This window comes from Janthinobacterium sp. AD80 (assembly GCF_002878455.1).
In the GTDB taxonomy this organism is placed as follows: domain Bacteria; phylum Pseudomonadota; class Gammaproteobacteria; order Burkholderiales; family Burkholderiaceae_D; genus Janthinobacterium.
This window is the reverse complement of sequence record NZ_NRDQ01000019.1, coordinates 54,546-77,905: the sequence shown is the minus strand read 5'-3', so window position 1 is coordinate 77,905 and position 23,360 is coordinate 54,546. Positions and strand designations below refer to the sequence as shown.

The 23,360-nt window shown below is 60.2% G+C and carries 20 protein-coding genes; 13 read left to right on the top strand and 7 right to left on the bottom strand.

Features of this window, described 5'->3' with window-relative positions:
- Window positions 1-64: 64 nt before the first annotated feature.
- Both JaAD80_RS04360 and JaAD80_RS04355 read left to right on the top strand, forming a co-directional pair.
- Window positions 65-964 carry a LysR family transcriptional regulator gene (locus JaAD80_RS04360; RefSeq protein ID WP_102293042.1) on the top strand — a complete coding sequence of 300 codons (900 nt, stop codon included), beginning with the start codon at window positions 65-67 and terminating at the stop codon, window positions 962-964.
- Window positions 965-968: 4 nt separating this feature from the next.
- Window positions 969-1,850, top strand: a complete 882-nt coding sequence (locus tag JaAD80_RS04355; protein WP_102293041.1) for a methylenetetrahydrofolate reductase — start codon at window positions 969-971, stop codon at window positions 1,848-1,850.
- 66 nt (window positions 1,851-1,916) lie between these two features.
- Here the strand turns inward: JaAD80_RS04355 and glmS are convergent, their stop codons facing one another.
- Entirely contained in the window at window positions 1,917-3,746 is a 1,830-nt protein-coding gene (glmS, locus tag JaAD80_RS04350; protein ID WP_102293040.1) for a glutamine--fructose-6-phosphate transaminase (isomerizing), read from the bottom strand.
- A gap of 161 nt (window positions 3,747-3,907) precedes the next feature.
- Here glmS and JaAD80_RS04345 point away from each other — a divergent pair, with 161 nt between their 5' ends.
- Window positions 3,908-4,381 (top strand): Lrp/AsnC family transcriptional regulator, encoded by a 474-nt coding sequence (locus JaAD80_RS04345; RefSeq protein ID WP_102293039.1) that lies wholly within the window; start codon window positions 3,908-3,910, stop codon window positions 4,379-4,381.
- 830 nt (window positions 4,382-5,211) lie between these two features.
- Here JaAD80_RS04345 and glmU read toward each other — a convergent pair.
- Window positions 5,212-6,588, bottom strand: coding sequence for a bifunctional UDP-N-acetylglucosamine diphosphorylase/glucosamine-1-phosphate N-acetyltransferase GlmU (gene glmU / locus JaAD80_RS04340; protein ID WP_102293038.1), 1,377 nt, complete (start codon window positions 6,586-6,588; stop codon window positions 5,212-5,214).
- Between the two features lie 27 nt (window positions 6,589-6,615).
- Between glmU and JaAD80_RS04335 the strand changes: the two genes are divergently transcribed.
- The 5 genes from JaAD80_RS04335 to JaAD80_RS04315 all read left to right on the top strand — a co-directional run bounded on the left by JaAD80_RS04335 (window position 6,616) and on the right by JaAD80_RS04315 (window position 9,851).
- Window positions 6,616-7,512, top strand: coding sequence for a DUF6279 family lipoprotein (locus tag JaAD80_RS04335; RefSeq protein WP_219726781.1), 897 nt, complete (start codon window positions 6,616-6,618; stop codon window positions 7,510-7,512).
- A gap of 91 nt (window positions 7,513-7,603) precedes the next feature.
- Window positions 7,604-8,263: a 16S rRNA (guanine(966)-N(2))-methyltransferase RsmD gene (gene rsmD / locus JaAD80_RS04330; RefSeq protein WP_102293037.1), complete on the top strand. Its 660-nt coding sequence runs from the start codon at window positions 7,604-7,606 to the stop codon at window positions 8,261-8,263.
- Between the two features lie 112 nt (window positions 8,264-8,375).
- Window positions 8,376-8,873: a pantetheine-phosphate adenylyltransferase gene (coaD, locus tag JaAD80_RS04325; RefSeq protein ID WP_034752633.1), complete on the top strand. Its 498-nt coding sequence runs from the start codon at window positions 8,376-8,378 to the stop codon at window positions 8,871-8,873.
- A 14-nt stretch (window positions 8,874-8,887) separates the two neighbouring features.
- Window positions 8,888-9,154 carry a YfhL family 4Fe-4S dicluster ferredoxin gene (locus JaAD80_RS04320; protein ID WP_070218911.1) on the top strand — a complete coding sequence of 89 codons (267 nt, stop codon included), beginning with the start codon at window positions 8,888-8,890 and terminating at the stop codon, window positions 9,152-9,154.
- Between the two features lie 100 nt (window positions 9,155-9,254).
- Complete coding sequence (locus JaAD80_RS04315) at window positions 9,255-9,851, top strand: chalcone isomerase family protein (RefSeq protein ID WP_102293036.1); 597 nt, start codon at window positions 9,255-9,257, stop codon at window positions 9,849-9,851.
- Between the two features lie 61 nt (window positions 9,852-9,912).
- Here the strand turns inward: JaAD80_RS04315 and JaAD80_RS04310 are convergent, their stop codons facing one another.
- Window positions 9,913-10,218, bottom strand: coding sequence for a hypothetical protein (locus JaAD80_RS04310; protein ID WP_102293035.1), 306 nt, complete (start codon window positions 10,216-10,218; stop codon window positions 9,913-9,915).
- A gap of 197 nt (window positions 10,219-10,415) precedes the next feature.
- Between JaAD80_RS04310 and JaAD80_RS04305 the strand changes: the two genes are divergently transcribed.
- A complete protein-coding gene (locus JaAD80_RS04305) occupies window positions 10,416-11,396 on the top strand; it encodes a LysR family transcriptional regulator (protein ID WP_034752642.1) in 981 nt (326 codons plus the stop codon).
- Between the two features lie 151 nt (window positions 11,397-11,547).
- Here JaAD80_RS04305 and JaAD80_RS04300 read toward each other — a convergent pair whose 3' ends face one another.
- Together JaAD80_RS04300 and JaAD80_RS04295 are read right to left on the bottom strand one after the other, a co-directional pair.
- On the bottom strand, window positions 11,548-13,110 hold the full coding sequence (locus tag JaAD80_RS04300) for a methyl-accepting chemotaxis protein (RefSeq protein ID WP_102293034.1): 1,563 nt from the start codon (window positions 13,108-13,110) through the stop codon (window positions 11,548-11,550).
- A 202-nt stretch (window positions 13,111-13,312) separates the two neighbouring features.
- Window positions 13,313-13,768 carry an Lrp/AsnC ligand binding domain-containing protein gene (locus JaAD80_RS04295; protein ID WP_010393827.1) on the bottom strand — a complete coding sequence of 152 codons (456 nt, stop codon included), beginning with the start codon at window positions 13,766-13,768 and terminating at the stop codon, window positions 13,313-13,315.
- Window positions 13,769-13,975: 207 nt separating this feature from the next.
- Here JaAD80_RS04295 and putA point away from each other — a divergent pair, with 207 nt between their 5' ends.
- A complete protein-coding gene (gene putA, locus JaAD80_RS04290; protein WP_102293033.1) occupies window positions 13,976-17,629 on the top strand; it encodes a trifunctional transcriptional regulator/proline dehydrogenase/L-glutamate gamma-semialdehyde dehydrogenase in 3,654 nt (1,217 codons plus the stop codon).
- Window positions 17,630-17,793: 164 nt separating this feature from the next.
- On the opposite strand, the gene JaAD80_RS04285 is transcribed toward putA, so the two are convergent.
- Window positions 17,794-18,552, bottom strand: coding sequence for a 5'-methylthioadenosine/adenosylhomocysteine nucleosidase (locus tag JaAD80_RS04285; RefSeq protein WP_180979297.1), 759 nt, complete (start codon window positions 18,550-18,552; stop codon window positions 17,794-17,796).
- Between the two features lie 753 nt (window positions 18,553-19,305).
- On the bottom strand, window positions 19,306-19,557 hold the full coding sequence (locus JaAD80_RS30105; RefSeq protein WP_180979296.1) for a hypothetical protein: 252 nt from the start codon (window positions 19,555-19,557) through the stop codon (window positions 19,306-19,308).
- A 498-nt stretch (window positions 19,558-20,055) separates the two neighbouring features.
- Between JaAD80_RS30105 and JaAD80_RS04280 the strand changes: the two genes are divergently transcribed.
- From JaAD80_RS04280 to JaAD80_RS04270, 3 genes are all read left to right on the top strand, one after another.
- The gene (locus tag JaAD80_RS04280) at window positions 20,056-21,681 is read left to right on the top strand and encodes a GMC family oxidoreductase (protein WP_102293031.1); all 1,626 of its coding nucleotides are present in this window, start codon (window positions 20,056-20,058) and stop codon (window positions 21,679-21,681) included.
- Between the two features lie 133 nt (window positions 21,682-21,814).
- Window positions 21,815-22,585: an ABC transporter ATP-binding protein gene (locus JaAD80_RS04275; protein WP_102293030.1), complete on the top strand. Its 771-nt coding sequence runs from the start codon at window positions 21,815-21,817 to the stop codon at window positions 22,583-22,585.
- Window positions 22,585-23,313, top strand: a complete 729-nt coding sequence (locus tag JaAD80_RS04270) for an ABC transporter ATP-binding protein (RefSeq protein WP_102293029.1) — start codon at window positions 22,585-22,587, stop codon at window positions 23,311-23,313. Before JaAD80_RS04275 ends, JaAD80_RS04270 begins: the two co-directional genes overlap by 1 nt.
- The last annotated feature ends 47 nt before the right edge of the window (window positions 23,314-23,360 follow it).

Below are 23,360 nucleotides of genomic sequence, written 5' to 3'. Positions count from 1 at the left end.
AGCGGCGGGGATCGATGAAGTATAATGGTCTTATTTCATACATCCATGAATATGGCTCATTCAAATGCTTGAACGCATCCACCTCAGCATCGTCCAGCAAGTCGAGAAACAAGGGTCGTTGACGGCCGCGGCCAGCGTGCTGCACCTGACCCAGTCGGCCCTGAGCCACAGCATGAAGAAGCTGGAACAGCAACTGGGAACCGACGTCTGGCTGCGCGAAGGACGCAACCTGCGCCTGACGCAGGCCGGCCAGTATTTGCTGGCGGTGGCGAACCGGGTGCTGCCGCAGCTGGACCTGGCCGAAGAGCGCCTGGGCCAGTTCGCGCAGGGCGAGCGCGGTGCGCTGCGTATCGGCATGGAATGTCACCCGTGCTACCAGTGGCTGCTGAAAGTGGTGTCGCCCTATCTGGCCGCCTGGCCCGACGTGGATGTGGACGTCAAGCAGAAGTTCCAGTTCGGCGGGATCGGCGCGCTGTTCGGCTACGAGATCGACCTGCTGGTCACGCCCGACCCGCTGTACAAGCCGGGTCTGAAGTTTGAACCCGTGTTCGATTACGAGCAGGTACTGGTGGTGGCCAAGGGCCATGCGCTGGCGTCGACCGCCTATGTGAAGCCCCAGCAACTGACGCAGGAAGTGCTGATCAGCTACCCCGTGGACATCGAGCGCCTGGACATCTACAACCAGTTTCTGTTGCCGGCCGGTGTCACGCCCAAGCGCCACAAAGCCATCGAAACCACGGACATCATGCTGCAGATGGTGGCCAGCGGCCGTGGCGTGGCCGCCCTGCCGCGCTGGCTGGTCGAGGAATATGCGGCCAAGATGGACGTGGTGCCTGTGCGGCTGGGTCTGCACGGCATCGCCAAGCAGATCTACCTGGGAGCACGCGAGACGGACACGGCCATAGACTACGTGAAGGCCTTCATCGCGCTGGCGCGCCAGCCTGCCAGCGCTACTGCGCAGTAAAGCGATGCTCAGCCCCTTGATGCCTCCCGCTCAGCCCTGGCCCGCGCGCGACATCACGCACGCCTGTTCGCTGGAAGTCAGCACGAAGGATATTGCGGCCTTGAGCGCGGCGGCGTCGCGGATATTGCCCGGATCCACCATCGCCATTCCCTACCTGCCACGCGAGGACGACGACGCGCGGCTGGCTGCGGCGCGGGCCGTGCGCAAACTCGGCTTTGAGCCCATGCCGCACTTGTCGGCGCGCCGTATCGCTTCGCGCGCCGGGTTTGAGTCATTCGTCAAGCGCGCGGCCGCCGAAGCGGGCGTCGAGCGCTGCTTCGTCATCGCCGGCGATCCATCCACCCCGGTGGGGCCGTTTTGCGACAGCGCATCGCTGATCGACACCGGCGTTTTCGAGCGCCCGGGCATGCGGGTGATCGGCGTGGGGGGCCACCCGGAAGGCCATCCGGTGATGAGCAAGGCAGAACAGTGGGATGTACTTGAACGCAAGTGCCGCAGCATCAGCGCGCGCGGCATGGCGCCCCTGATCGTCACGCAATTCGCGTTTGATGCCGACATCGTGTTGACGTGGCTGACAGCGCTGCGCGCGCGTGGCATGCACCATCGCGTGCGCGTGGGTGTGCCGGGCCCGGCCAGCATCGCCGTGCTGGCGCGCTACGCCGCAGTGTGCGGCGTGGGCGCCTGCGCCTCGATGTGGTCGAAGTACGGCGTCTCCATCGGCAAGCTGTTCGGCACGGCGGGACCGGATGTGTTTGTTGATCGCCTGGCCGCCGGCCTGACAGCGGCACACGGCGAGGTCAGCCTGCACTTCTTTCCGTTTGGCGGCATTGCGCAGTCGGTGAAGTGGGTAGAACAATATCGTGCCCGCACCGCCCTGGCGGCTTGAAGCCCTTGTATGACGACCGCCTCTCCGGCAGCAGCGCGCCACCGGAGAAAGCGCAGTCCAGCCAGCTTACTCCACCGTCACCGACTTGGCCAGATTGCGTGGCTTGTCCACATCCGTGCCGCGCGCCAGCGCCGTGTGGTAGGCCAGCAATTGCAGCGCCACCACGTGCAGGATCGGTGACAGGTCGCCGTAATGCTCGGGCAGGCGGATGACGTGCAAGCCTTCGCCGGAACTGATGCGCGAATCGACGTCGGCAAACACATACAATTGGCCGCCGCGCGCACGCACTTCCTGCATGTTCGATTTCAGCTTTTCGATCAAGGCATCGTTCGGCGCGATGGTGACGACCGGCATTTCATTCGTCACCAGGGCCAGCGGGCCGTGCTTGAGTTCGCCGGCCGGATACGCTTCGGCGTGGATGTACGAGATTTCCTTCAGTTTTAACGCGCCTTCCAGGGCGATCGGGTAGTGCATGCCACGGCCCAGGAAAAGGGCGTTTTCCTTGCGCGCGAATTCTTCCGACCAGGCGATGATCTGCGGCTCCAGCGCCAGCACGGAAGCGATGGCGACGGGCAGGTGGCGCATGGCTTTCAGGTGCGCCGCTTCCTGTTCTTCGGAGAGGCGGCCGTTCACTTGCGCCAGGCACAGGGTCAGCAGGAACAGGCCCGCCAGCTGTGTCGTGAAAGCCTTGGTGGAGGCCACGCCCACTTCGACGCCGGCGCGCGTGATGTAGGCCAAGGCGCATTCGCGCACCATGGCGCTGGTGGCCACGTTGCAGATGGTCAAGGTGTGCTGCATGCCCAGGCTGCGCGCGTGTTTCAGGGCGGCCAGGGTGTCGGCCGTCTCGCCGCTTTGCGAAATGGTGACGACCAGGGTGTTCGGGTGCGGCACGCTGTCGCGGTAGCGGTATTCGCTGGCCACTTCCACGCTGACGGGCACCTTGGCGATCGATTCGATCCAGTATTTGGCCGTCATGCCCGCATACGAGCTGGTGCCGCAGGCGAGGATCAAGACGCGGTCGATCTGCTTGAAGATTTTATAGGCGCCGTCGCCAAACAGTTCCGGCATGATGCTGGTGACGCCTTCGAGGGTGTCGCCGATGGCGCGCGGCTGCTCGAAGATTTCCTTCTGCATGTAATGGCGGTACGGGCCCAGCTCGGCCGCGCCCGTGTGCGCATGCACGGTTTTCACTTCGCGCTCGACGGGCTTGCCGTCAACATCAACGATCCAGCAGCGCGACAGTTGCAGGTCGACCACGTCGCCTTCTTCCAGGTAGATGATCTGGTCGGTCGTGCCTGCCAGCGCCATGGCGTCCGACGCGACAAAGTTTTCACCATTGCCCAGGCCCACGATCAGGGGCGAACCCTGGCGCGCGGCAACCACGCGGTGCGGTTCGTCGCGGCAGAACACGGCAATCGCATACGCGCCATCGAGGCGTTTGACGGCCTGCTGCACGGTCTCGAACAGGTCGCCGGTGTACATGTGCTCGACCAGGTGGGCGATCACTTCCGTATCCGTCTGGCTCTGGAAAACGTAGCCGAGGGCCGTCAGTTCGGCGCGCAGCTCGTCGTGGTTTTCAATGATGCCGTTATGCACCAGCGCCACGCGCGCATTCTCTTCCGTTGGGGAAAAGTGCGGGTGCGCATTGAAATTGACAGGCGCGCCATGCGTGGCCCAGCGCGTGTGGGCGATGCCCGTAAAACCGCTCAAGCCTTCTTCGGCGATCTGCTTTTCCAGTTCGGCCACGCGCGAGGTGGAACGCGAACGTTGCAAGCGGCCATCGGCGTGCAGGGCGATGCCGCAGGAATCGTAGCCGCGGTATTCCAGGCGCTTCAAGCCTTCGACCAGGATGGGAGTGATATTACGCTGCGCTACCGCGCCGACGATGCCGCACATGGAAACCTCTGTCTAAAATTTAATCAATGCACGCATGCTAATGCAGAGTGATTGAAATATGCTTTCTAAATCCGTGCATTTTTGACTGAATATTTCACCGCTATTTCATAGTGAAATATTATTTCATTTAGAATGGATTTATTTTCCAATTCATCACCATCATGAGCGAACACAACATTACCCTCGACGAGATCGATCGTCGCATCCTGAATGCCTTGCAAATTGATGCATCGCAAACCAACAGCGAGCTGGCCAAGGCGGTGCACGTCTCGGCGCCCACCTGTTTGCGGCGGGTCAAGCAGTTGAGGGAAAGCGGCGTGATCGAACGCCAAGTGGCCATCGTCGCGCCGCAGTTGGTGGGCGCGCGCCTGACGGCCATCGTGGAGATCACGCTCGACGTGCAGGCGGCCGAGCGCATGGCGGCATTCGAGCAGCTGGTGGCCGACGAGGCGGCCGTGCTGCAGTGCTACCGCGTCTCGCCGGGGCCTGACTTCGTGCTGATGGTGCAGGTGGCCGACATGCCCGCCTATCACGCGCTGGCGCACCGCGTCTTTACCGCGCATGCGAATGTACGCAACGTGAAAAGCTATTTTTCCACCTTCCGCAGCAAATTCGAAACGCGCATCGCCGTCTGAGTTCCTGCGGCCAAGTTACCCACCGCTTGCCCACCGCTTATACGGTACTTTCCCACTGGCTATACGCAGCTTCTGCACAGGCTTATGCACAGGGCAGGTACGTGCGGCAGGCAGTGCCTGTCAGGGATCTTCGCCACACAAGACCAGACGCCGCCCCCTGCGTGCGCCAGCAATATCCCCATCCCATCCGATTATCGGGTCTTGCACGGTATCCAGAGAAAAATAGATGGGCTTGTGCACCACTTCCACACAGCTTGCCAACAGTTTATATGGCACTTATCGACAGGCTTATCCACAGATACCCGCCTCGACCCGCTTGCAACAGCGAAACCTGGCCCGTGAGCGCCGCACAATGCAGGCGGCGCGGCCCGTGCAGCGATGATGGACGCACACCAGGCAAGCGAACTCCACGAAAACAAATGGATGATCACGACAGCGCATCAAACAGCGAAGTTTTCCACCAGCTATCCACCACCTATCCCGGGCATTTCCACAGACTTACCCACATACACGGTCAACGTCATCCGCGTGCGGAAGGAGTTATCCCCACTTGTCCCCGCGCTATGCAGCGCTTATCCGCAGGCTTACACACAGACTTGTCCACATTCCGGGAATAAACACATGGCTGGCAGCGACACCCTGGCAGGAAACGTGAAAAGAGCGGGGACAGGCGCAGGCCAGGCCATCGAGTGAGAACTTGCACACAGCTTATGCGCAGCTTGCCCACATGCTTATCCAGTACTTGTCGACGGGCTTACCCACATAGTTATCCACAGAAAGAAAAAAGGCAGGCCGATGGCCTGCCTGTGTGCAAGAACTGCAGTGACGGTTTACTTCTTGATCTTCACGGGACGCGTCCAGCCGTCGATGGTCAATTGGCGGGCGCGCGAGACGGTCAGCTTGCCGGCCGGCGCATCTTTCGACAGGGTCGTGCCGGCGCCTAGGGTGGCCCCCTTGCCGACGGTGACGGGCGCGATCAGCTGGCTGTCGCTGCCGATGAAAGCGTCGTCTTCAATCACCGTGCGGAACTTGTTCACGCCATCGTAGTTGCAGGTAATGGTGCCAGCGCCGATGTTGACCCGCGAGCCGATGGTGGCGTCGCCGATGTAAGCCAGGTGGTTGGCCTTGCTGTGCGCGGCGACCTGGCTGTTTTTCACTTCGACGAAATTACCGATATGCACATCTTCGGCCAGGACCGTACCCGGGCGCAGGCGCGCGTACGGGCCGATCAGTGAGCCAGCGCCGACGACGGCATCTTCGATATGGCAGAAGGGCTTGATGTACGCGCCGGCCGCCACGGTGGCGTTGATGATGACGTTGTTGGGTCCCACGCGCACGCCGTCGCCCAGTTCCACCCGGCCTTCAAACACGCAGCCGACGTCAATGCTGACGTCGCGGCCGCAAATGAGTTCGCCGCGCACGTCGATGCGCGCCGGGTCGAGCAGGGTCACGCCCCGTTCCAGCAGCGCTTGCGCGATATTGTTCTGGTGAATGCGTTCCAGCTGGGCCAGTTGCACCTTGCTGTTGACGCCCGCCACTTCCCACACGGCGGCAGGATGCGCGGAGGTCACGGCGACGCCATCGGCAACGGCCTGGGCAACGATATCGGTCAGATAGTATTCCCCTTGCGCATTGTTGTTCGACAGGGCCGCCAGCCATTTTTTCAGGGCAACGGTGGGCGCGACCATGATGCCGCTGTTGATCTCCCTGATGGCGCGCTCGTCCGGCGTGGCATCCTTTTCCTCGACGATGCGCACGATGGCGCCGTGCTCGCGCACGATGCGGCCCAGGCCGAAAGGATCGTCCTGTTCCACGGTCAGGATGGCCAGCTTGTCCTTGCCGGCGGCCTGCACCAGTTGCTGCAGGGAAGCGGCACTGGTCAGCGGCACGTCGCCATACAGCACCAGGGTGGGCACCGTGTCGTCGAGCAGGGACACGGCTTGCTGCACCGCATGGCCCGTACCCAGCTGCTGCGCCTGTTCCGCGGCTTGTATCTGCACGGCATGGCTGGCGTTGTAGCCGTCGAGCAACTTCAGCACCGCTGCGCCCCCATGCCCGTAAATCACGCATAATCGGGACGGCGCCAGGCTACGCGCTGTATCGATCACATGCGACAGCAGCGGCTTGCCAGCCAGCGGGTGCAGTACTTTTGGCAGTGCCGACTGCATGCGTTTCCCCATACCGGCGGCGAGAATGACAACGTTCATAGACCGTAATTTTTTTAAGTTAAGAATATGAAAAAGTTTAACACGCAGCCCCCATTCTCCAGCCGCTTTCGTTACGCCGTGCTGGCCATGCTGTTCATCATCGTCGCCGGCTGCAGCGGCTTGCGCCTCGCGTATAACAATGGCGACACCGTGCTGTACTGGTGGCTCAACGCCTACGTCGACCTGGACCGCGACCAGAAGGGCTGGGTGCGCGAGGATATCGACAAGCTGTTCGACTGGCACCGCAAGACGCAATTGAAGGATTACGTGAAAATCCTGCGCACGGGCCAGAAACAGCTGCAGGGCAACGTCACGCAGGCGGACCTGATGGCGGACTACAGCGAGATCAAGCACCGCACCCAGGCGCTGCTGTTGAAGGCGGCGCCCGAGCTGGCCGACCTGGCCCGTTCGCTCAAGCCCGAGCAGATCGCGCAGATGGAAAAGAAGTTCAAATCAAATAATGACGATTACCGCAAGAAATACCTGAGCGGCGACCAGGACAAGCGCCAGCAGCTGCGCTACAAGAAAGCCATGGAGCAATTCGAGCTGTGGTTCGGCAGTTTCAGCCGCGAGCAGGAAGCGCAGATTCGCAAGGCATCGGACGCGCGCCCGCTGAACAATGAGATCTGGCTCGACGAACGCATGCGGCGCCAGCAGAATGTGCTCAACCTGGTAAAAAAGGTGCAGCAGGAAAAGCTCGGCAAGGACGCCACCGTGGCCCTGATCAACACCCTGGTCAAGGACAGTTTCGAACGCCTCGAGCACTCCGAGCGCAAGGCCTTTTTTGATGCCTACGAAAGCAGCACGGCGCAGATGGTCCTGACGGTGATCAAGATCGCCACGCCGGCGCAAAAAGAGCATGCGATCAAGCGCATGCAGGGCTGGATCGACGATTTCAATTCCCTCGCCAGCCAGCCCAAATAAGGCCAACTGGACGCCAGCGCCAGCCGGGGGGCGGGCGCTGGGCCAGGGGGCCATATGCTATAGTGGCCGCCATTGAATTGAAGAAATCCCCATGCAAAAGAAGATTAAAAAACCCGCCAAAGTTCCCGTCCACCACGCGCCGCCACCGAACCAGGTGCGCATCATCGGCGGCCAGTGGAAGCGTTCCGTGCTGCCTGTGTTGCAGGCACTGGGCTTGCGCCCGACACCGGACCGCGTGCGCGAAACCGTGTTCAACTGGATCAACCACTTGCGCGACGGCGACTGGTCCAGCGCCCAGGTGCTGGATCTGTTCGCCGGCAGCGGCGCACTGGGCTTTGAAGCGGCCAGCCGCGGCGCCGCGTCCGTCACCATGGTCGACACGCATACGCCCGTGATCCGCCAGCTGGAAGAGAACAAGACGAAATTGCGCGCCGAGAACGTGCAGCTGCTGCGCGGCGACGCCCTGCTGACGGCGCAAGGCCTGGCGGCACGGGGCCAGCGCTTCGACCTGATCTTCCTCGATCCGCCCTACCAGCAGGATTTCCTGGCGAAAGCCTTGCCGCTGTGCGCCAACCTGCTCAAGGAAGGCGGCATGGTCTACGCGGAATCGGGCTTGCCGCTGGTCTTCGACGAGAATAGCGCCCTGGAGATGCCGGAATGGATGGCGCCGTGGGAAGTCATCCGCGCCGACAAGGCGGGCACCGTCTACTATCATTTGCTAACTTACAACAAAGTACCGGCAACTGCCTGAATCTGCCTGTTAATTGAGCAGAAACAGCCCCCAGCCCGAGGCCCTGCACCAAAGTAGACACCATTTTCAGGCATAATGCGCGTCTATATTGGTGCATCGTTAGGGAGCCGCAATGGTTGTAGCCGTTTATCCAGGAACATTCGATCCGCTCACGCGTGGTCATGAAGATTTGGTGCGCCGCGCATCGGGTCTGTTTGACAAGCTGATCGTCGGTGTGGCCGACAGCAAGAACAAGCAACCGTTTTTCTCGCTCGACGAACGCCTGGAAATCGCCAACGAAGTGCTGGGGCATTACCCGAATGTGCAAGTGGAAAGCTTTTCCGGCCTGCTCAAGGATTTCGTGCGCAAGCATGAAGCGCGGGTCATCGTGCGCGGCTTGCGCGCCGTCTCCGACTTCGAATACGAATTCCAGATGGCGGGCATGAACCGCTACCTGCTGCCCGATGTCGAAACCATGTTCCTGACGCCATCCGACCAGTACCAGTTCATTTCCGGCACCATCGTGCGCGAAATCGCGGCGCTGGGCGGCGACGTCTCGAAGTTTGTCTTCCCCTCGGTTAACCGCTGGCTGCAAAACAAGATTGCCGCCAACGCGGCCTCATCGCAATAAGTAAGAGTGAAATCATGGCATTACTGATCACCGACGAATGCATCAATTGCGACATTTGCGAGCCCGAGTGCCCGAATGACGCGATCTACATGGGCGCGGAAATCTACGAAATCGATCCCAACAAGTGTACCGAATGCGTGGGCCACTTTGACGAGCCGCAATGCCAGCAAGTGTGCCCCGTCAGCTGCATCCCGTTCAATCCCGCCTGGCGCGAAAGCCCGGAGCAATTGATGGCCAAGTACGAGCGCCTGCAGGCAGAGCTGCCTGCCGCCAAGCCTTAACCTTTCCTCCACGCCACTGTCCGTGGCGCCAGCTTCTGCCAACTGTTCTACACTGTGTGCTGGCTGTTCCGCAGCACCTGGTTATCCACGGAGGTAGAAGATGCAAATAAGCACATCCCGTCTGGCCCGCTGCCTGGCCGCCGCCAGCCTGTGCGGCGCTCTGGCGCAGCCGGCCCTGGCCGTCGACGTGGGCGGCGTCAAGCTCGACGATACGGTGCAGCTGGCCAGCCGCGAGTTGAAACTCAATGGCGCCGGCGTGCGCTACAAGGTCATTTTCAAGGTCTACACGATCGCCCTGTACCTGCCGGAAAAGAAAACCCAGCTGGCCGACATCCTGGCGCTGCCGGGTCCGCGGCGCCTGGAAATCGTCATGTTGCGCGATATCACCTCCGACGAGCTGGGCAAGGCCTTCATGCAGGGCTTGAACCGTAGTTCCGACCAGGCCGACCGTACCCGTTTGCTGAGCCAGACGATGCAGTTCGGCGCCATGTTCGAAATGGTCCCGGGCTTGAAAAAGGGCGATATCCTGACGGTGGACTGGCTGCCGGAAGAGGGCACCTTGTGCAGGCTGAACGGCAAGCAGGTGGGCGACAAGGTACCCGAGCTGGCCTTCTACAATGCGCTGCTGAAAATCTGGATCGGCGCCCATCCGGCCGACACCCAGTTGCGCGCCCACTTGCTGGGCGACACGGCATAGCCAACAACGCGGACGAAAAAAAAGCCGGTTCGCACCGGCTTGTCATGCTGCAATAGCGAACTTAGGCGCGGCTCGACAGGGCGCGCAGTTCAGCCGCATTGCTTGGCGATACGCCATCCATCTTGCCCAAGGTACGCTTGAGCGACTGCGCTTCGCGCATCTGCTGGCGCGCCAGGCGCTGCTCGCGGCTCAGCTTGGGACGCACCACCAGCACCATGGCGCGGGCAATGCCTACCAGCAAAGGCTTGAACAGCAGGGCAAAAGCGCCCGCAGCCACGATCACCAGTACGATTTGCAGGGCGTTGAGCAGGGAAATCTCCAGCACGGGTGCGGATACTGCGTACAGGGCGGAGGCGAAGGTAGACATACTGTTCCAGTGCATTATAGAATTTGACGGTACTATAGTGCAGTGCAACATATAAATCTAATTCCATTTCTTGATACCAATTATATGAATCATGAATGGAAAGATGTAATATTTTTTAACGAGTGAAAATATTCGTGCCCGGCGCGGTTTACACTCATGACACATTACTTTGAATTCAACTTTTATCTGGGCTTTCCATGAGTTTTCTGACGCTGGATCTGAACTTGCTGCGGGTTTTCGACGCCGTCATGACGGAACAAAACCTGACGCGCGCAGCCGGCCACCTGGCGATGACGCAGCCGGCGGTATCGAACGCCATCAAGCGCTTGCGCGAAAGCCTCGGTGACGAGTTGCTGATCCGCACCGCGTATGGCGTGAAACCCACGCCGCGCGCCGAAGCCCTGTGGCCCTCCGTGCGTTCGGCCTTGGCCAGCCTGGAAGCGGCCGTCACGCCGGAAACCTTTGACGTGTCGAAAACCCACGCCACCTTCCGCATGGCCATGGCCGACGCCACGGCAGCGTTCTGGCTGCCTTCCCTGATGCGCTCGATCGAACGCGAAGCGCCCGGCGTCAACGTGCGCATGATGCCGCTGACCACGCGCGAACCGCGCCCGATGCTGCTGCGCGGCGACATCGACCTGGCCGTCGGCTTCTTTCCCGGCGTGGCGGCGCAATTGTCGAGCGAGACGGGTTCGCCCATCCGCCATGAACGCCTGTATTCCGGCAAGTATGTGTGCGTGATGCGGCGCGGCCATCCGCTGGCCGACAAGGAATTGACCTTGGATAACTACTGCGCGGCGAACCATTTGCTGGTGAGCTTTTCCGGCCGCGCGCATGGCTTGATCGACGAGGCGCTGTCGCAGATCCACCGCGAGCGGCGCATCCTGTTGACGGTGAACCAGTTCTTCACGGCCGGCAGAGTCGTCGCCAATTCCGACCTGATCACCGTCCTGCCGCGCCATCTGATCGCCTCGACGGGCATGACGGAATCGCTGCTGTACAAGGATTTGCCATTGACCTTGCCTGCCGTCCACCTGGACATGCTGTGGCACGAGCGCGACGCGCGCAGCCCCGCCCACAAATGGCTGCGCAATCACCTGGAAAGCATGAACACGCCCACCCTGCGCACCGCCACGGCGGCCGGCGGCGGCGTGGCACCGAAGCCCCATATAGAGTGACAAAATTAGCGGCACGAACGTCTGAGAAAATCGTGGCGAGCGGAAGTAAGGCTCGGCGCCCCCGTTGGCCCGAGAAGCGGAACTGTGCTCTGGCACAGTGAGCATCGCAGGCCGCAAATTACGACGCGCAGTAGAGTTAATCAGATGTTCATCATGCGTGGCTGCTGGAACGATATCCCACCCTGAAGCCGCCCCAGTGCTTGCCATCGACGTGGATGGGAACGGATAAATCGTGCATGACTTCGCCCGTGTCGCGTTTATACGTCTGCAGCAGGAACGGTTTGGTGTTGCTGCCGCAGCGCGCACCCGTGCGGTCGCTGAAGATGCGCTTGGTCCGGTTGTTGACGATATCGGTGGCGTAGTCGCCCGTCAGCGGCTGGGAAAATTTCTTGTTATGCGTTGGAAAGTATCCATTGTTGTCGACGGCGCCCGCATACGCCAGGTGGGGCAGGGCGGCCAGCACGCCTTCCTGCAAGTCCGGCAAGACTTTGTCCGTAAACGCGTCGAACTTGGTGTTGTGCTTGGGCGGATTGGTGTTCGGAATGGGCCGGTAATGGCGGTCGAACAGGGCTTCGCGCGTGATGCGGCCCGAAGCGATCGCCTGCTCGAACAGCTTGCCCACGTCGCGCGCGGCGCGCTGGGCGGCCGCGCGGATTTCATCGTGCGGCGTGGCCACGCTCGATTCACCGAGGGCGCCGGCGATCACTTCGGCCCGCTCGGCCAGGGCCATGGCCGATTGCGTGGCACGCGGCAATTCGGCGTTGGTCGACAGCATGCTGTCACGGATTTGCAAGATGGCGTCGGCAATGACCTGCGTCGTGTCGACGTGTTCGCGCGATGCACGGGCGATCTGCCCGATCTCGTCTTCCGACACGCCCGACGATTCCTCGATATGGCTCAAAGACGCGTGCACGCTTTCCACATTGCGCGCCGCTTCCGTCACGCCGGCAGCCAGCGAGCTCATGCCGAGCGCGGCTTTTTCCGACTGCTCATTGATTTCGCGCACCATCACGCTGATCTCATCGGAGGCTTCCTTGGTGCGCTGCGCCAGCTGCCGCACTTCCCCGGCCACCACGGCGAAGCCACGGCCATGTTCGCCGGCGCGCGCCGCCTCGATGGCGGCGTTCAGCGCCAGCAGATTGGTGCGCGCGGAAATATCGGAAATGGCTTCCGTAAAGCCCGTGATGCGCCTGGATTTTTCCTGCAGACTCAGCATGGCGCTGGAAGCGCCCTGCGCTTCCTCGCGGGCGCTATTGATGCGCCGCAAGCCCTGGTCCACTTCGGCGCGCGCCGCCACGCTTTCCACGCGCACGCCGGCAGCCACCTTGGCGGCCCGTTCCGCATTGGCGGCGATCTTTTCCGTCATCACCGCGTTCTGTTCCGAACTGTCGGCGATGTCGCTGGCCGTCTGCACGTCGAGTTCCACCTTCTGTTTGACGGAGTCGACGAAATACGAGGTTTCCGCCGCGCCGATCATGATGGCGTCGATGGCCGTGCCCACCGTATCGGCGAACTGATGCAAGCCCGGCTCGCCGCGCGGACGGCTGGCAAACGCCAGCAACGCGGCGCCGATGGCGGCGGCCACGCAGGCAATCAGATAGGGATGGTCGCCGCCCGACAGCAGCAGCAGCAGATAGGCCAGGCAACAGGCCACGGCCATGGCCAGGATCGTGAATACAAAGAAACGCACCAGCTGATGCTGCAACTGCTTCATTTGTCCCCCGCTGCGCGAAACCGTCACGCCCCCATCGGGGACGTGGTGTAACCGTATGCGGGGAGGCACGATTGCCCGCCTTGCACCCTGAACTGGCGTCTGTGCGTCGTTTCAGGCGGCTACCGGATAGCAGAATTGTAGTTCTACCCTACAACATTTGTTCCGATAGCTCAATCACAAAAGTGGCGACACTACTCCCGGGTCACTTAATCGGCAATTTGGTCGTGTTTTTGACCTCTTCCATGACGGCATAAGTGTGGGTTTCCCGCACACCTTTTTGCAACAGGGTCTTGCCGAGGAATTCGCGGTAAGCGGCCATATCCTTCACGCGCGCCTTGACCAGATAATCGAAACCGCCGGCAACCATATGACATTCCAGTACCTCTGGAATGATTTGTACGCTATGCTTGAAGGCGTCGAACACTTCCGGTGTCGTGCGATCGAGCACCACTTCGATGAAGACCAGCAACGAGACGTCGAGCAACTGCGGGTTCAACTGGGCCGTGTAGCCCATGATGTAGCCCGATTCATGCAGCTTGCGCACGCGCTCCAGGCAAGCGGCAGGCGACAGGTTCACACGTGCGGCCAGCTCCACGTTGCTGATGCGTCCATCACTCTGCAATTCCATCAGGATTTTCTTACTGATCTTGTCCAGCATGCGAATCACCCCCATATAAATATTATTTGGTTAAATTGTCGCATCAAAAACTATCTATTGCTAGTGCTGTGTATTACCAGAATTAATCCATAAGAATCCCCTTTACAATCGAATCATCTTAACGTTCGACTTTCTGTATTTTTTTGCACCAAAAAAGGGCAAGAATTACCGCAAGTTTCGTCTTCTTTTTCCTTGTAAAGAGCTCCTATGCACCCTGCTGGCCCCTCGGCTTTTACCCCGATTCCCTTTGCCGCGCTCCAGGCGGAAATCCTGCCCGAAGCGACGCCACAACGCGCTGCCATCACGGCCGCCTATAGGCGCGACGAGGTTTCCGCCGTGCAGTGGTTGTTGCAGCAAGTGCGCGCCAGCAGCGATGAAACAACGGCCGAAGGCCAGGCCCTGGCACACCGTCTGGTCTCCGCCGTGCGCCAAAAACGCACACGCGCCTCCGGCGTCGATGCACTGATGCATGAGTTCTCGCTGTCCTCGGAAGAGGGTGTTGCATTGATGTGTTTGGCCGAAGCGCTGTTGCGTATACCCGACAGTCAAACGGCCGATCGCCTGATCGCCGACAAAATCAGCAAGGGCGACTGGCGCAAGCACCTGGGCGAATCGCCCTCGCTGTTCGTCAACGCGGCCACCTGGGGCTTGCTGATTACGGGCAAATTGGTCAGTACCGGCAGCGAATCGGGCCTGGGCTCGGCCATGACCAAACTCATCGCCAAGGGCGGCGAACCGCTGATACGCAAGGGCGTCGATCTGGCCATGCGCATGCTGGGCAACCAGTTTGTCACGGGCCAAACCATCGAGGAAGCGCTGAAAAACAGCCGCGAGAACGAAACGCGCGGCTACCGCTACTCGTACGACATGCTGGGCGAAGCGGCGCTGACGGAAAAAGACGCGGCCAACTACTATGCCTCGTATGAAACGGCGATCCACGCCATCGGCAAGGCCTCGAATGGCCGCGGCATCAAGAACGGCCCCGGCATTTCCGTGAAACTGTCGGCCCTGCACGCGCGCTACAGCCGCGCCCAGCGTGCCCGCGTCATGGACGAATTGTTGCCACGCGTCAAAGCGCTGCTATTGCTGGCGAAGCAGTACAACATCGGCTTCAATATCGATGCGGAAGAAACCGACCGCCTGGAACTGTCGCTCGACCTGATGGAAGCGCTGGCCTTCGATCCCGACCTGGCCGGCTTTGAAGGCATCGGCTATGTGGTGCAGGCGTATCAAAAACGCTGCCCGTTTGCCATCGATTACCTGATCGACCTGGCGCGCCGCAGCAACCGCAAGTTCATGGTGCGCCTGGTGAAAGGCGCGTATTGGGATGCGGAAATCAAACGCGCGCAAGTCGATGGCCAGGAAGGCTATCCCGTCTACACGCGCAAGGTCTACACGGACGTGTCCTACCTGGTGTGCGCGCAAAAACTGCTGGCCGCCAGCAAGGATATCTACCCGCAATTTGCCACGCACAATGCGCAAACGCTGTCGACCATTTACACCTGGGCCAAGCGCGACGGCATTACCGACTATGAATTCCAGTGCCTGCACGGCATGGGCGAGACCCTGTACGACCAGGTCGTCGGCCCGGCCAACCTGGACAAGCCATGCCGCATCTACGCCCCTGTCGGCTCGCATGAAACCCTGCTGGCCTACCTGGTGCGCCGCCTGCTGGAAAACGGCGCCAACTCTTCGTTCGTCAACCAGATCGTCGACGAAAGCGTGGCCATCGATAGCCTGATCCGCGATCCGCTGGAACTGGCGCGCCTGCAGGGCGGCTTGCCGCACCCGTCGATTCCGCTGCCGCTGGACATGTTTGGCAACGAACGCAAGAACTCGTCCGGCCTGGACCTGTCGAATGAAGACACCCTGCGCACCCTGGCCGCCGGCCTGGCACAGCAGCAGCAATGGCAGGCGACGCCGCTGATTGATGGCGCCGTCAGCCTGAACGCGCCCACGCAGGTCATCCATAACCCGGCGCAACACGATGATATCGTCGGCAAGGTCGCCGAAGCTGGCCCAGCGGATGTGGAAACGGCGCTGGCCAGCGCCAGCGCCTACGCCATGGACTGGCAGACCACGGAGCCGTCGATCCGCGCGCAAGCCTTGCTGCGCGCGGCCGACCTGTTCGAGGAACACCATATCGAGCTGATGGCCCTGGCCGTGCGCGAAGCGGGCAAGTCCCTGCCGAACGCGATCGCCGAGATCCGCGAAGCCGTCGATTTCCTGCGCTACTACGCGGCGCAGGTGGAACACGCGCCCAACACCCTGGCGCTCGGTCCCGTTACCTGCATCAGCCCGTGGAATTTCCCGTTGGCCATCTTTACGGGCCAGCTGGCCGCCGCCCTGGCCGCCGGCAACGTCGTGCTGGCCAAGCCGGCCGAGCAAACGCCGCTGATCGCCTGGCGCGCCGTGCAATTGCTGCATGCGGCTGGTGTGCCGCGCGGCGCGCTGCAATTTTTGCCTGGCAGCGGTGAAGTGGTTGGCGCCGGCCTGTGCAACGACACGCGCGTAAAAGGCGTGATTTTCACAGGGTCGACGGAAGTGGCGCAGCTGATCAACCGCAACCTGGCCGCGCGTGCCGTGGCGGAATGCATCGACATTCCCCTGATCGCCGAGACGGGCGGGCAGAATGCCCTGATCGTCGATTCGTCCGCCTTGCCGGAACAGGTGGTGCAGGACGTGATGTCGTCCGCCTTCGACAGCGCCGGCCAGCGCTGCTCGGCCTTGCGCGTGCTGTTCCTGCAGACGGAAATCGCCGACAAGACCATCCACATGCTGAAAGGCGCCATGCAGGAATTGCGTGTTGGCAACCCTGACCGCCTGGCAACGGATATCGGCCCCGTCATCGATGCGGAAGCGCAAGGCAATCTGCTGGCGCACATCAACAAGATGAAGACCGTGGCCCTCGACCATTATTCGCTCGACCTGCCCACCGTGAAAGGCACGTTTGTCGCCCCGACCGTGCTGGAAATCAAGTCGCTGTCGCAACTGACGCACGAAGTCTTCGGCCCCGTGCTGCACGTGATCCGCTACAAGCGTGCCGAATTGCCGCAACTGGTGCAATCGATCAATGACAGCGGTTACGGTTTGACCCTGGGCATCCATACGCGCATCGATGAAACCATCGACTTCATCACCAAGCGCGCGCATGTGGGCAATATCTACGTGAACCGCAACATCGTCGGTGCCGTGGTGGGCGTGCAGCCGTTCGGCGGCGAAGGCAAATCGGGCACCGGTCCGAAAGCCGGCGGCCCGCTGTACCTGAAACGCCTGCAGCGCAATGCGCCGGCCGGCGCGCAGCACCAGCGCCAGGCGGCACCGGCGCTCGATGCGCTGACCGTGTGGGCGAAGATGCATGGCCACGACAAGGTCATGCACCTGGCGCAGGAATACACGCGTACGACCTTGCTGGGCAGCACCACCGTCTTGCCAGGCCCGACGGGCGAACGCAATACCCTGAGCTTTGCCGCGCGCGGCACGATTCTGTGTGCGGCAGCCACGACGGGCGTGCTGATGAACCAGCTGGCGGCCGTGCTGGCGACGGGCAACCAGGCGCTGGTGCTGGCGCAATCGCCGGCATTGATCCCGGGCGACTTGCCGGCGGCGTTGAAAGACCGCATCCAGGTCGTCACCAGCCTGGAGTCCGTCAAGCATGATTTCCAGATCGCCATGATCGAACCCGTGCTCGACAGCCAGCTCAAACCGCTGCTGGCGGCCCGGGAAGGCGCCTTGGTGGGCACGATCGAGACGACGGAGGAGGGTGTCATCCCCCTTTGGCGCCTGGTCGCCGAACGGGCGCTGTGCGTGAATACGACGGCGGCCGGCGGTAACGCCAGCCTGATGATGCTGAGTGTTTAAAGGACGCTGAGAAAAACTCCAGGCGTTGTTGCCTGGCCTGGCCGTACAGTCGTACTGCCTGCGGCAAGGCGCCTCACCCTGAACATTTTTCAGTTTTCCTTGTGTTGAAATAGAAAGGGCAGAACCAATGGTTCTGCCCTTTTTTTATGCACGCCGAATGAAAATCAGGAAGCCAGGCGCTGGCACAGTTGCTGGATCACGGTAAACGCATACGGTGAGGCGACGCTCTGCACGAAACGCATGAAGTCGACTGCCGCCTCTTCGTTGGCGTTGTCGGAAATGGTGCGCATGACGGTAAACGGCACGCCCAGTTCAAAACATACTTGCGCCACGGCGGCCCCTTCCATTTCGACGGCCAGCAAATCGGGCAGATCCTGTTTCAATTGACGGATGTGCGCGGCATTGCTGATGAACTGGTCGCCGCTGGCAATCATGCCGCGATGTACTTTGGCGTGCTGCAGACCAAATTGCGCGATATCGGCCGCCTGCAGCACGCTGGAAGCGTCGTTACGCAGGAAATCTTCCGCAGCGCCGGCCAGTTGCGTGCTCAGCTCCAGGTCCGTGGCAAAGCGCTGCAGACCCGTCAGCGGCACTTCAAAGCGGGGAAACAGGGGACGCGCATCCATATCGTGCTGCAGCAGCGCTTCCGCGACCACGATATCGCCCACTTTCACGTGTTTATCCCCACTGCCGGCCACGCCGGTGAAGACGATGTGGGTAACTCCGTACTTTTCCACAAGGATAGAAGCAGTCATGGCAGCGGCAACCTTGCCCAGACGCGACAGGACGCACACAGCGTCGATATTCCAGAGTGTTCCCAGGGTGTAGTCGCGCATGCCGTGCGAGTGCCTCTGGGGGCCTTGCATGGCTTCTACCAGCCCCTGCTGTTCTTCGTGCAAGGCACTGATGATGCCTAAACGCATTTTTTTTTGTGGATACATGCCGTTTTTACAGGTTTTACAGGTTGCAAGACTTAAAACACGTGCTTAACAGCCGTTCGGGCGACTTTTCCACCGTCCGCGTTTGTCTCTGTGTTTTAAATAAAGATGTATACATAAAAATAGTAGTGATAGTAAACGCCTATTTTTTTGTGGATAAGTCGGTATACCGTATAAAAATCATCGACTTGGCGTCCAAAAAAGTAGGCGCACAAGCATTGTATCCACGCCGGACTTGTTTGGGATAAAAATCGGCTTGTGGACAAAGATCGACTTTTCCCACATCTCATCCTGTGGATATGCAGGCACTTATCCACAACGGCAAGCAAAAATCGGGGTTTCTGTTGCAATCCAGGCCACTCGGCGCTTGCCGGGACGCGATACGCATGCTGGTGCAAAGAACGTCGGCAGTTCACTGGCGCGGTTCTTTCACCGACGCTGGCATCAAGGTAATTCCTGGAAGACGGTTTGGCAGTGCGTCGTGCTGTCGCCTTTGACTTTTTTTTTACTGTTCTATGCCTGTTTTTTGCAAGTATCCCCGGACTTCCGCTTTTTTTGTCGGTTTACAATAGATCTATATATAAAAATAGTAGTAATAGTAAACGCGTTTTTTTCTGTGGATAAGTCACCTTTTTTCAACAGGATCAAACGTTTACGTGAAAAATAAAGCGTGCATAATCGCTGTATCACACGAGGAGCGAAATTGTATAAAATGCGGGCCTGCGCATAACTTCGTGTTTACACACAAGTCATCCTGTGGATATCAAGTAAGTTATCCACAATCGTTTCAAAAACCCCCTTTTGACACCTATCTTGTTGCCAGTCCTGTGCCTGGCAGGAACCGTTTGCGTCTGCTTGATTGCAAAACGGTTTTGCAGTGCTGTGCGCGTGACGTTGGCCGTGCCGGTTTTCGTGGCGCAGTTGTTGGCGCGATTTTTTTTTTTGCAACGCGCTGTTTTTTTTTGTGGTGTTGACGTTGGAGCCGGTCATGGCGCGAAGCAGGGCAAAGCGCAGCGTTGTCGGGTTTACCTTAACAAGCTTGTATACAAGCATAGTAATAGTAGTTAACGCCGACAACTTCTGTGGATAACTACGGATTTATCCTTGTAAACAATCGCTTGGCGCGCGGATAAACGCTGAGTAAGCGTTGTATGCCCATAGGACCGTTTCTGGACAAAAAAAAGTAAGGTAAAAAAATTTTCGTTTACGCACATTGTGTACCTGTGGATATCCATACGGTTATCCACAGCTGATGGCCCTTATCTGAAACGATTTTTTTTCCCTGTCCGCAGCCTTGTTGTCGCGCCAAAACCATGGCAATGCGATTAATGTCGCCCTGGCACGGCACTGGTGGTACTCTGGCTTGCGGCTCGCAAGCGACTCACAGCGCACGGCCGTGCATGCATGAACGAATACAGACTCTGGTAACGGGACGCGGCGGGGAGACACGCCGCGCGACAGCTTGATGGCATACCTAAAGGAGCTTCATTGGAATCGGCAGGCGAATACGACTACATCATCGTGGGCGGCGGCACGGCAGGCTGCGTGCTGGCCAACCGGCTCACGCGCGACAAGGACGCCAGTGTGTTGCTGGTGGAAGCGGGCGGCAAGGACGACTATGTGTGGATCCACATCCCCGTCGGTTATCTGCATTGCATCGGCAATCCCCGCACGGATTGGCTATATTCCACGCAGGCGGACGCGGGCCTGGGCGGACGCAGCCTGATCTATCCACGCGGAAAAGTGCTGGGCGGCAGTTCTTCCATCAATGGCATGATCTATATGCGCGGCCAGGCCGGCGATTACGACCATTGGGCCGACCTGACGGACGATGCTTCCTGGCGCTGGGACAAGGTCTTGCCGCTCTTTAAGCAAAGCGAGGATTACTACGGCGGCGCCTCGGAAAACCATGGCGTCGGTGGTGAGTGGCGCGTGGAAAAACAGCGCCTGTCGTGGGATATCCTGAACGCCTTTCGCGATGCGGCGCAGCAAGTCGGCATTCCTAAAACCAGCGATTTCAATGGCGGCGACAATAGCGGCAGCGCGTACTTCGACGTCAACCAGCGCCGCGGCATTCGCTGGAATACCTCGAAAGCCTTCTTGAAACCGGCTGCGCGCCGCCCGAATCTGACCATCATGATCGGTTGCCACGTGGAACGGTTATTACTGGAAACGACAGAAGCGGGACCGCGCTGCGCGGGCATTGTATTTACGGGCGGCGGCACGCAGTGGCAGGCGACGGCGAAACGCGAAACCATCCTCACGGCGGGCGCCATCGGTTCGCCGCAATTGCTGCAATTGTCCGGCATCGGCCCGGCCGCCTTGCTGCGTCAGCATGGCATCGAGCCCGTGCGCGATGCCCCTGGCGTGGGCGGCAATCTGCAAGACCATTTGCAGCTGCGCATGGTCTTTAAAGTGCAGGGCGTGAAAACCTTGAATGTGATGGCCAGCAATATGTTCGGCAAGATGCAGATCGGCTTGCAATATGCGCTGTTCCAGAGCGGGCCCATGTCGATGGCGCCATCGCAGCTGGGCGCGTTCGCGAAATCCGACCCGCAGCAAGCGACGCCGAATTTGCAGTACCACGTGCAGCCCTTGTCGCTGGATAAGTTCGGCGAGCCATTGCATGCGTTTCCCGCGTTTACGGCCAGCGTCTGCAATCTGCGTCCCACTTCGCGCGGACGGGTCGATATCGCCTCGGCCGACAGCTATGCGGCGCCGAAGATCGTGCCCAATTACCTGAGTACCGGCCAGGACCGCAAGGTGGCGGCCGATGCCCTGCGCCTGACGCGCAGCATCGCCGCCGCGCCGGCACTGCAGAAATTTGCGCCTGAAGAATACAAGCCCGGCATCGCCTTCCAGAGCGAGGAAGAACTGGCGCAGGCGGCCAGCCAGATCGGCACCACCATTTTTCACCCGGTGGGCACCTGCCGCATGGGCCTGGCCAGCGATCCCTTGAGCGTCGTCGACAGCCAGCTGCGGGTGCTGGGCGTGGCCGGCTTGCGCGTGGTCGACGCTTCCATCATGCCGTACATTACTTCTGGTAATACCAACTCGCCGACCGTGATGATCGCGGAAAAGGCGGCGCAAATGATACACGCGGCCTGGAAATGACGGGCTAAAAGCGCCTGTTTGCGCCATTCGGGCTGGCCAGAAATGACCGTAGTTATACTGTATTGTGCGTTAAATTTAAGTTGTGTATTATAAAAATGACTAAGTAGTACAAAAAGTACAACTAGGAGACACGATGTCAAACGTAATCTTGGAAACAAGAAATTTGACCAAGGAATTCAAGGGTTTCACGGCGGTCAGTGACGTCAACTTGAAGGTGGAACGGGGCCATATCCACGCCCTGATCGGCCCGAATGGCGCCGGCAAGACCACGTGTTTCAACTTGCTCACCAAATTCCTGGTCCCCACATCCGGACAGATCCTGTTCAATGGGAAAGACATCACGGCCGCCAAACCGGCCCAGATCGCCCGCATGGGCGTGATCCGCTCGTTCCAAATTTCCGCCGTCTTCCCGCATTTGTCCGTGCTGCAAAATGTGCGCATCGGCTTGCAGCGCCAGCTGGGCACCTCGTTCCACTTCTGGCAAAGCGAACGCTCGCTGAACCAGCTCAATGACCGCGCCATGGCCTTGCTGGCCGAGGTCGACCTGACGGAGTTCGCCGACACCATCACGGTCGACATGCCGTACGGGCGCAAGCGGGCGCTGGAAATTGCCACCACCCTGGCGATGGAACCGGAAATGATGCTGCTCGATGAACCGACCCAGGGCATGGGCCACGAAGACGTGCATCGCGTCACGGAACTGATCAAGAAGGTGTCGGCTGGCCGCACCATTTTGATGGTGGAACACAATATGAACGTGGTCTCCGGAATCTGCGACAAGATTTCCGTGCTGCAGCGCGGCGCCATGCTGGCCGAAGGGACTTATGCGGAAGTGTCGCGTAATCCACAGGTGATGGAAGCGTACATGGGCACCACCCACGCGGAACTGGAAGGGGCGCATTGATGGCGACACAAGTGAATGGCGGCGCACCCGCGCTGGAAATTGCACAGCTGCATACCTGGTATGGCGAATCGCACATCCTGCACGACGTAAACCTGACAGTGCGGCAGGGCGAAGTGGTGACCTTGTTGGGCCGCAATGGCGCTGGCCGCACCACCACCTTGCGCGCCATCATGGGCCTGACGGGCGCGCGCACGGGCTCCATCAAGGTCAACGGCGTCGAAGCGATAGGTTTGGCCACGCACAAAATCGCCCACCTGGGTATCGGTTACTGTCCTGAAGAGCGCGGCATTTTCTCGTCGCTGTCGACGGAAGAAAACCTGATGCTGCCGCCGACCCTGGCCAGCGGCGAGAAGGGCATGTCGGTGGAGGAGATCTACGCCATGTTCCCGAACCTGCAGGAGCGCCGCCACAGCCAGGGCACGCGGCTGTCGGGCGGCGAGCAGCAGATGCTGGCCGTGGCGCGCATCCTGCGCACGGGCGCGCGCCTGCTGCTGCTCGATGAAATTTCCGAAGGCCTGGCGCCCGTCATCGTGCAGGGCCTGGCGCGCATGATCACCACCCTGAAAGCGAAGGGATACACCATCGTCATGGTGGAGCAGAATTTCCGGTTTGCCGCGCCGCTGGCGGACCGGTTTTATGTGATGGAGCACGGTCAGATCGTCGAGACTTTTGCTGCATCCGAACTGGAGGCCAAGATGCCGGTATTGACCGAGCTGCTAGGCGTGTAGTCCCCATGTAGTGCGTTTTACTCGTCATCGACCAGCAATCGTCTGAA

Bases quoted from the DNA above. Each gene is read 5' to 3' on its own strand.
- JaAD80_RS04355 (WP_102293041.1), top strand. From the start codon at position 969: ATGCTCAGCCCCTTGATGCCTCCCGCTCAGCCCTGGCCCGCGCGCGAC.
- JaAD80_RS04310 (WP_102293035.1), bottom strand. From the start codon at position 10,218: ATGTCTACCTTCGCCTCCGCCCTGTACGCAGTATCCGCACCCGTGCTG.
- JaAD80_RS04305 (WP_034752642.1), top strand. From the start codon at position 10,416: ATGAGTTTTCTGACGCTGGATCTGAACTTGCTGCGGGTTTTCGACGCC.
- glmU (WP_102293038.1), bottom strand. From the start codon at position 6,588: ATGAACGTTGTCATTCTCGCCGCCGGTATGGGGAAACGCATGCAGTCG.
- JaAD80_RS04345 (WP_102293039.1), top strand. From the start codon at position 3,908: ATGAGCGAACACAACATTACCCTCGACGAGATCGATCGTCGCATCCTG.
- JaAD80_RS04285 (WP_180979297.1), bottom strand. From the start codon at position 18,552: ATGCGTTTAGGCATCATCAGTGCCTTGCACGAAGAACAGCAGGGGCTG.
- JaAD80_RS04300 (WP_102293034.1), bottom strand. From the start codon at position 13,110: ATGAAGCAGTTGCAGCATCAGCTGGTGCGTTTCTTTGTATTCACGATC.
- JaAD80_RS04320 (WP_070218911.1), top strand. From the start codon at position 8,888: ATGGCATTACTGATCACCGACGAATGCATCAATTGCGACATTTGCGAG.
- coaD (WP_034752633.1), top strand. From the start codon at position 8,376: ATGGTTGTAGCCGTTTATCCAGGAACATTCGATCCGCTCACGCGTGGT.
- putA (WP_102293033.1), top strand. From the start codon at position 13,976: ATGCACCCTGCTGGCCCCTCGGCTTTTACCCCGATTCCCTTTGCCGCG.
- JaAD80_RS04270 (WP_102293029.1), top strand. From the start codon at position 22,585: ATGGCGACACAAGTGAATGGCGGCGCACCCGCGCTGGAAATTGCACAG.
- JaAD80_RS04275 (WP_102293030.1), top strand. From the start codon at position 21,815: ATGTCAAACGTAATCTTGGAAACAAGAAATTTGACCAAGGAATTCAAG.
- rsmD (WP_102293037.1), top strand. From the start codon at position 7,604: ATGCAAAAGAAGATTAAAAAACCCGCCAAAGTTCCCGTCCACCACGCG.
- glmS (WP_102293040.1), bottom strand. From the start codon at position 3,746: ATGTGCGGCATCGTCGGCGCGGTAGCGCAGCGTAATATCACTCCCATC.
- JaAD80_RS04295 (WP_010393827.1), bottom strand. From the start codon at position 13,768: ATGCTGGACAAGATCAGTAAGAAAATCCTGATGGAATTGCAGAGTGAT.
- JaAD80_RS30105 (WP_180979296.1), bottom strand. From the start codon at position 19,557: ATGACCGGCTCCAACGTCAACACCACAAAAAAAAACAGCGCGTTGCAA.
- JaAD80_RS04335 (WP_219726781.1), top strand. From the start codon at position 6,616: ATGAAAAAGTTTAACACGCAGCCCCCATTCTCCAGCCGCTTTCGTTAC.
- JaAD80_RS04360 (WP_102293042.1), top strand. From the start codon at position 65: ATGCTTGAACGCATCCACCTCAGCATCGTCCAGCAAGTCGAGAAACAA.
- JaAD80_RS04315 (WP_102293036.1), top strand. From the start codon at position 9,255: ATGCAAATAAGCACATCCCGTCTGGCCCGCTGCCTGGCCGCCGCCAGC.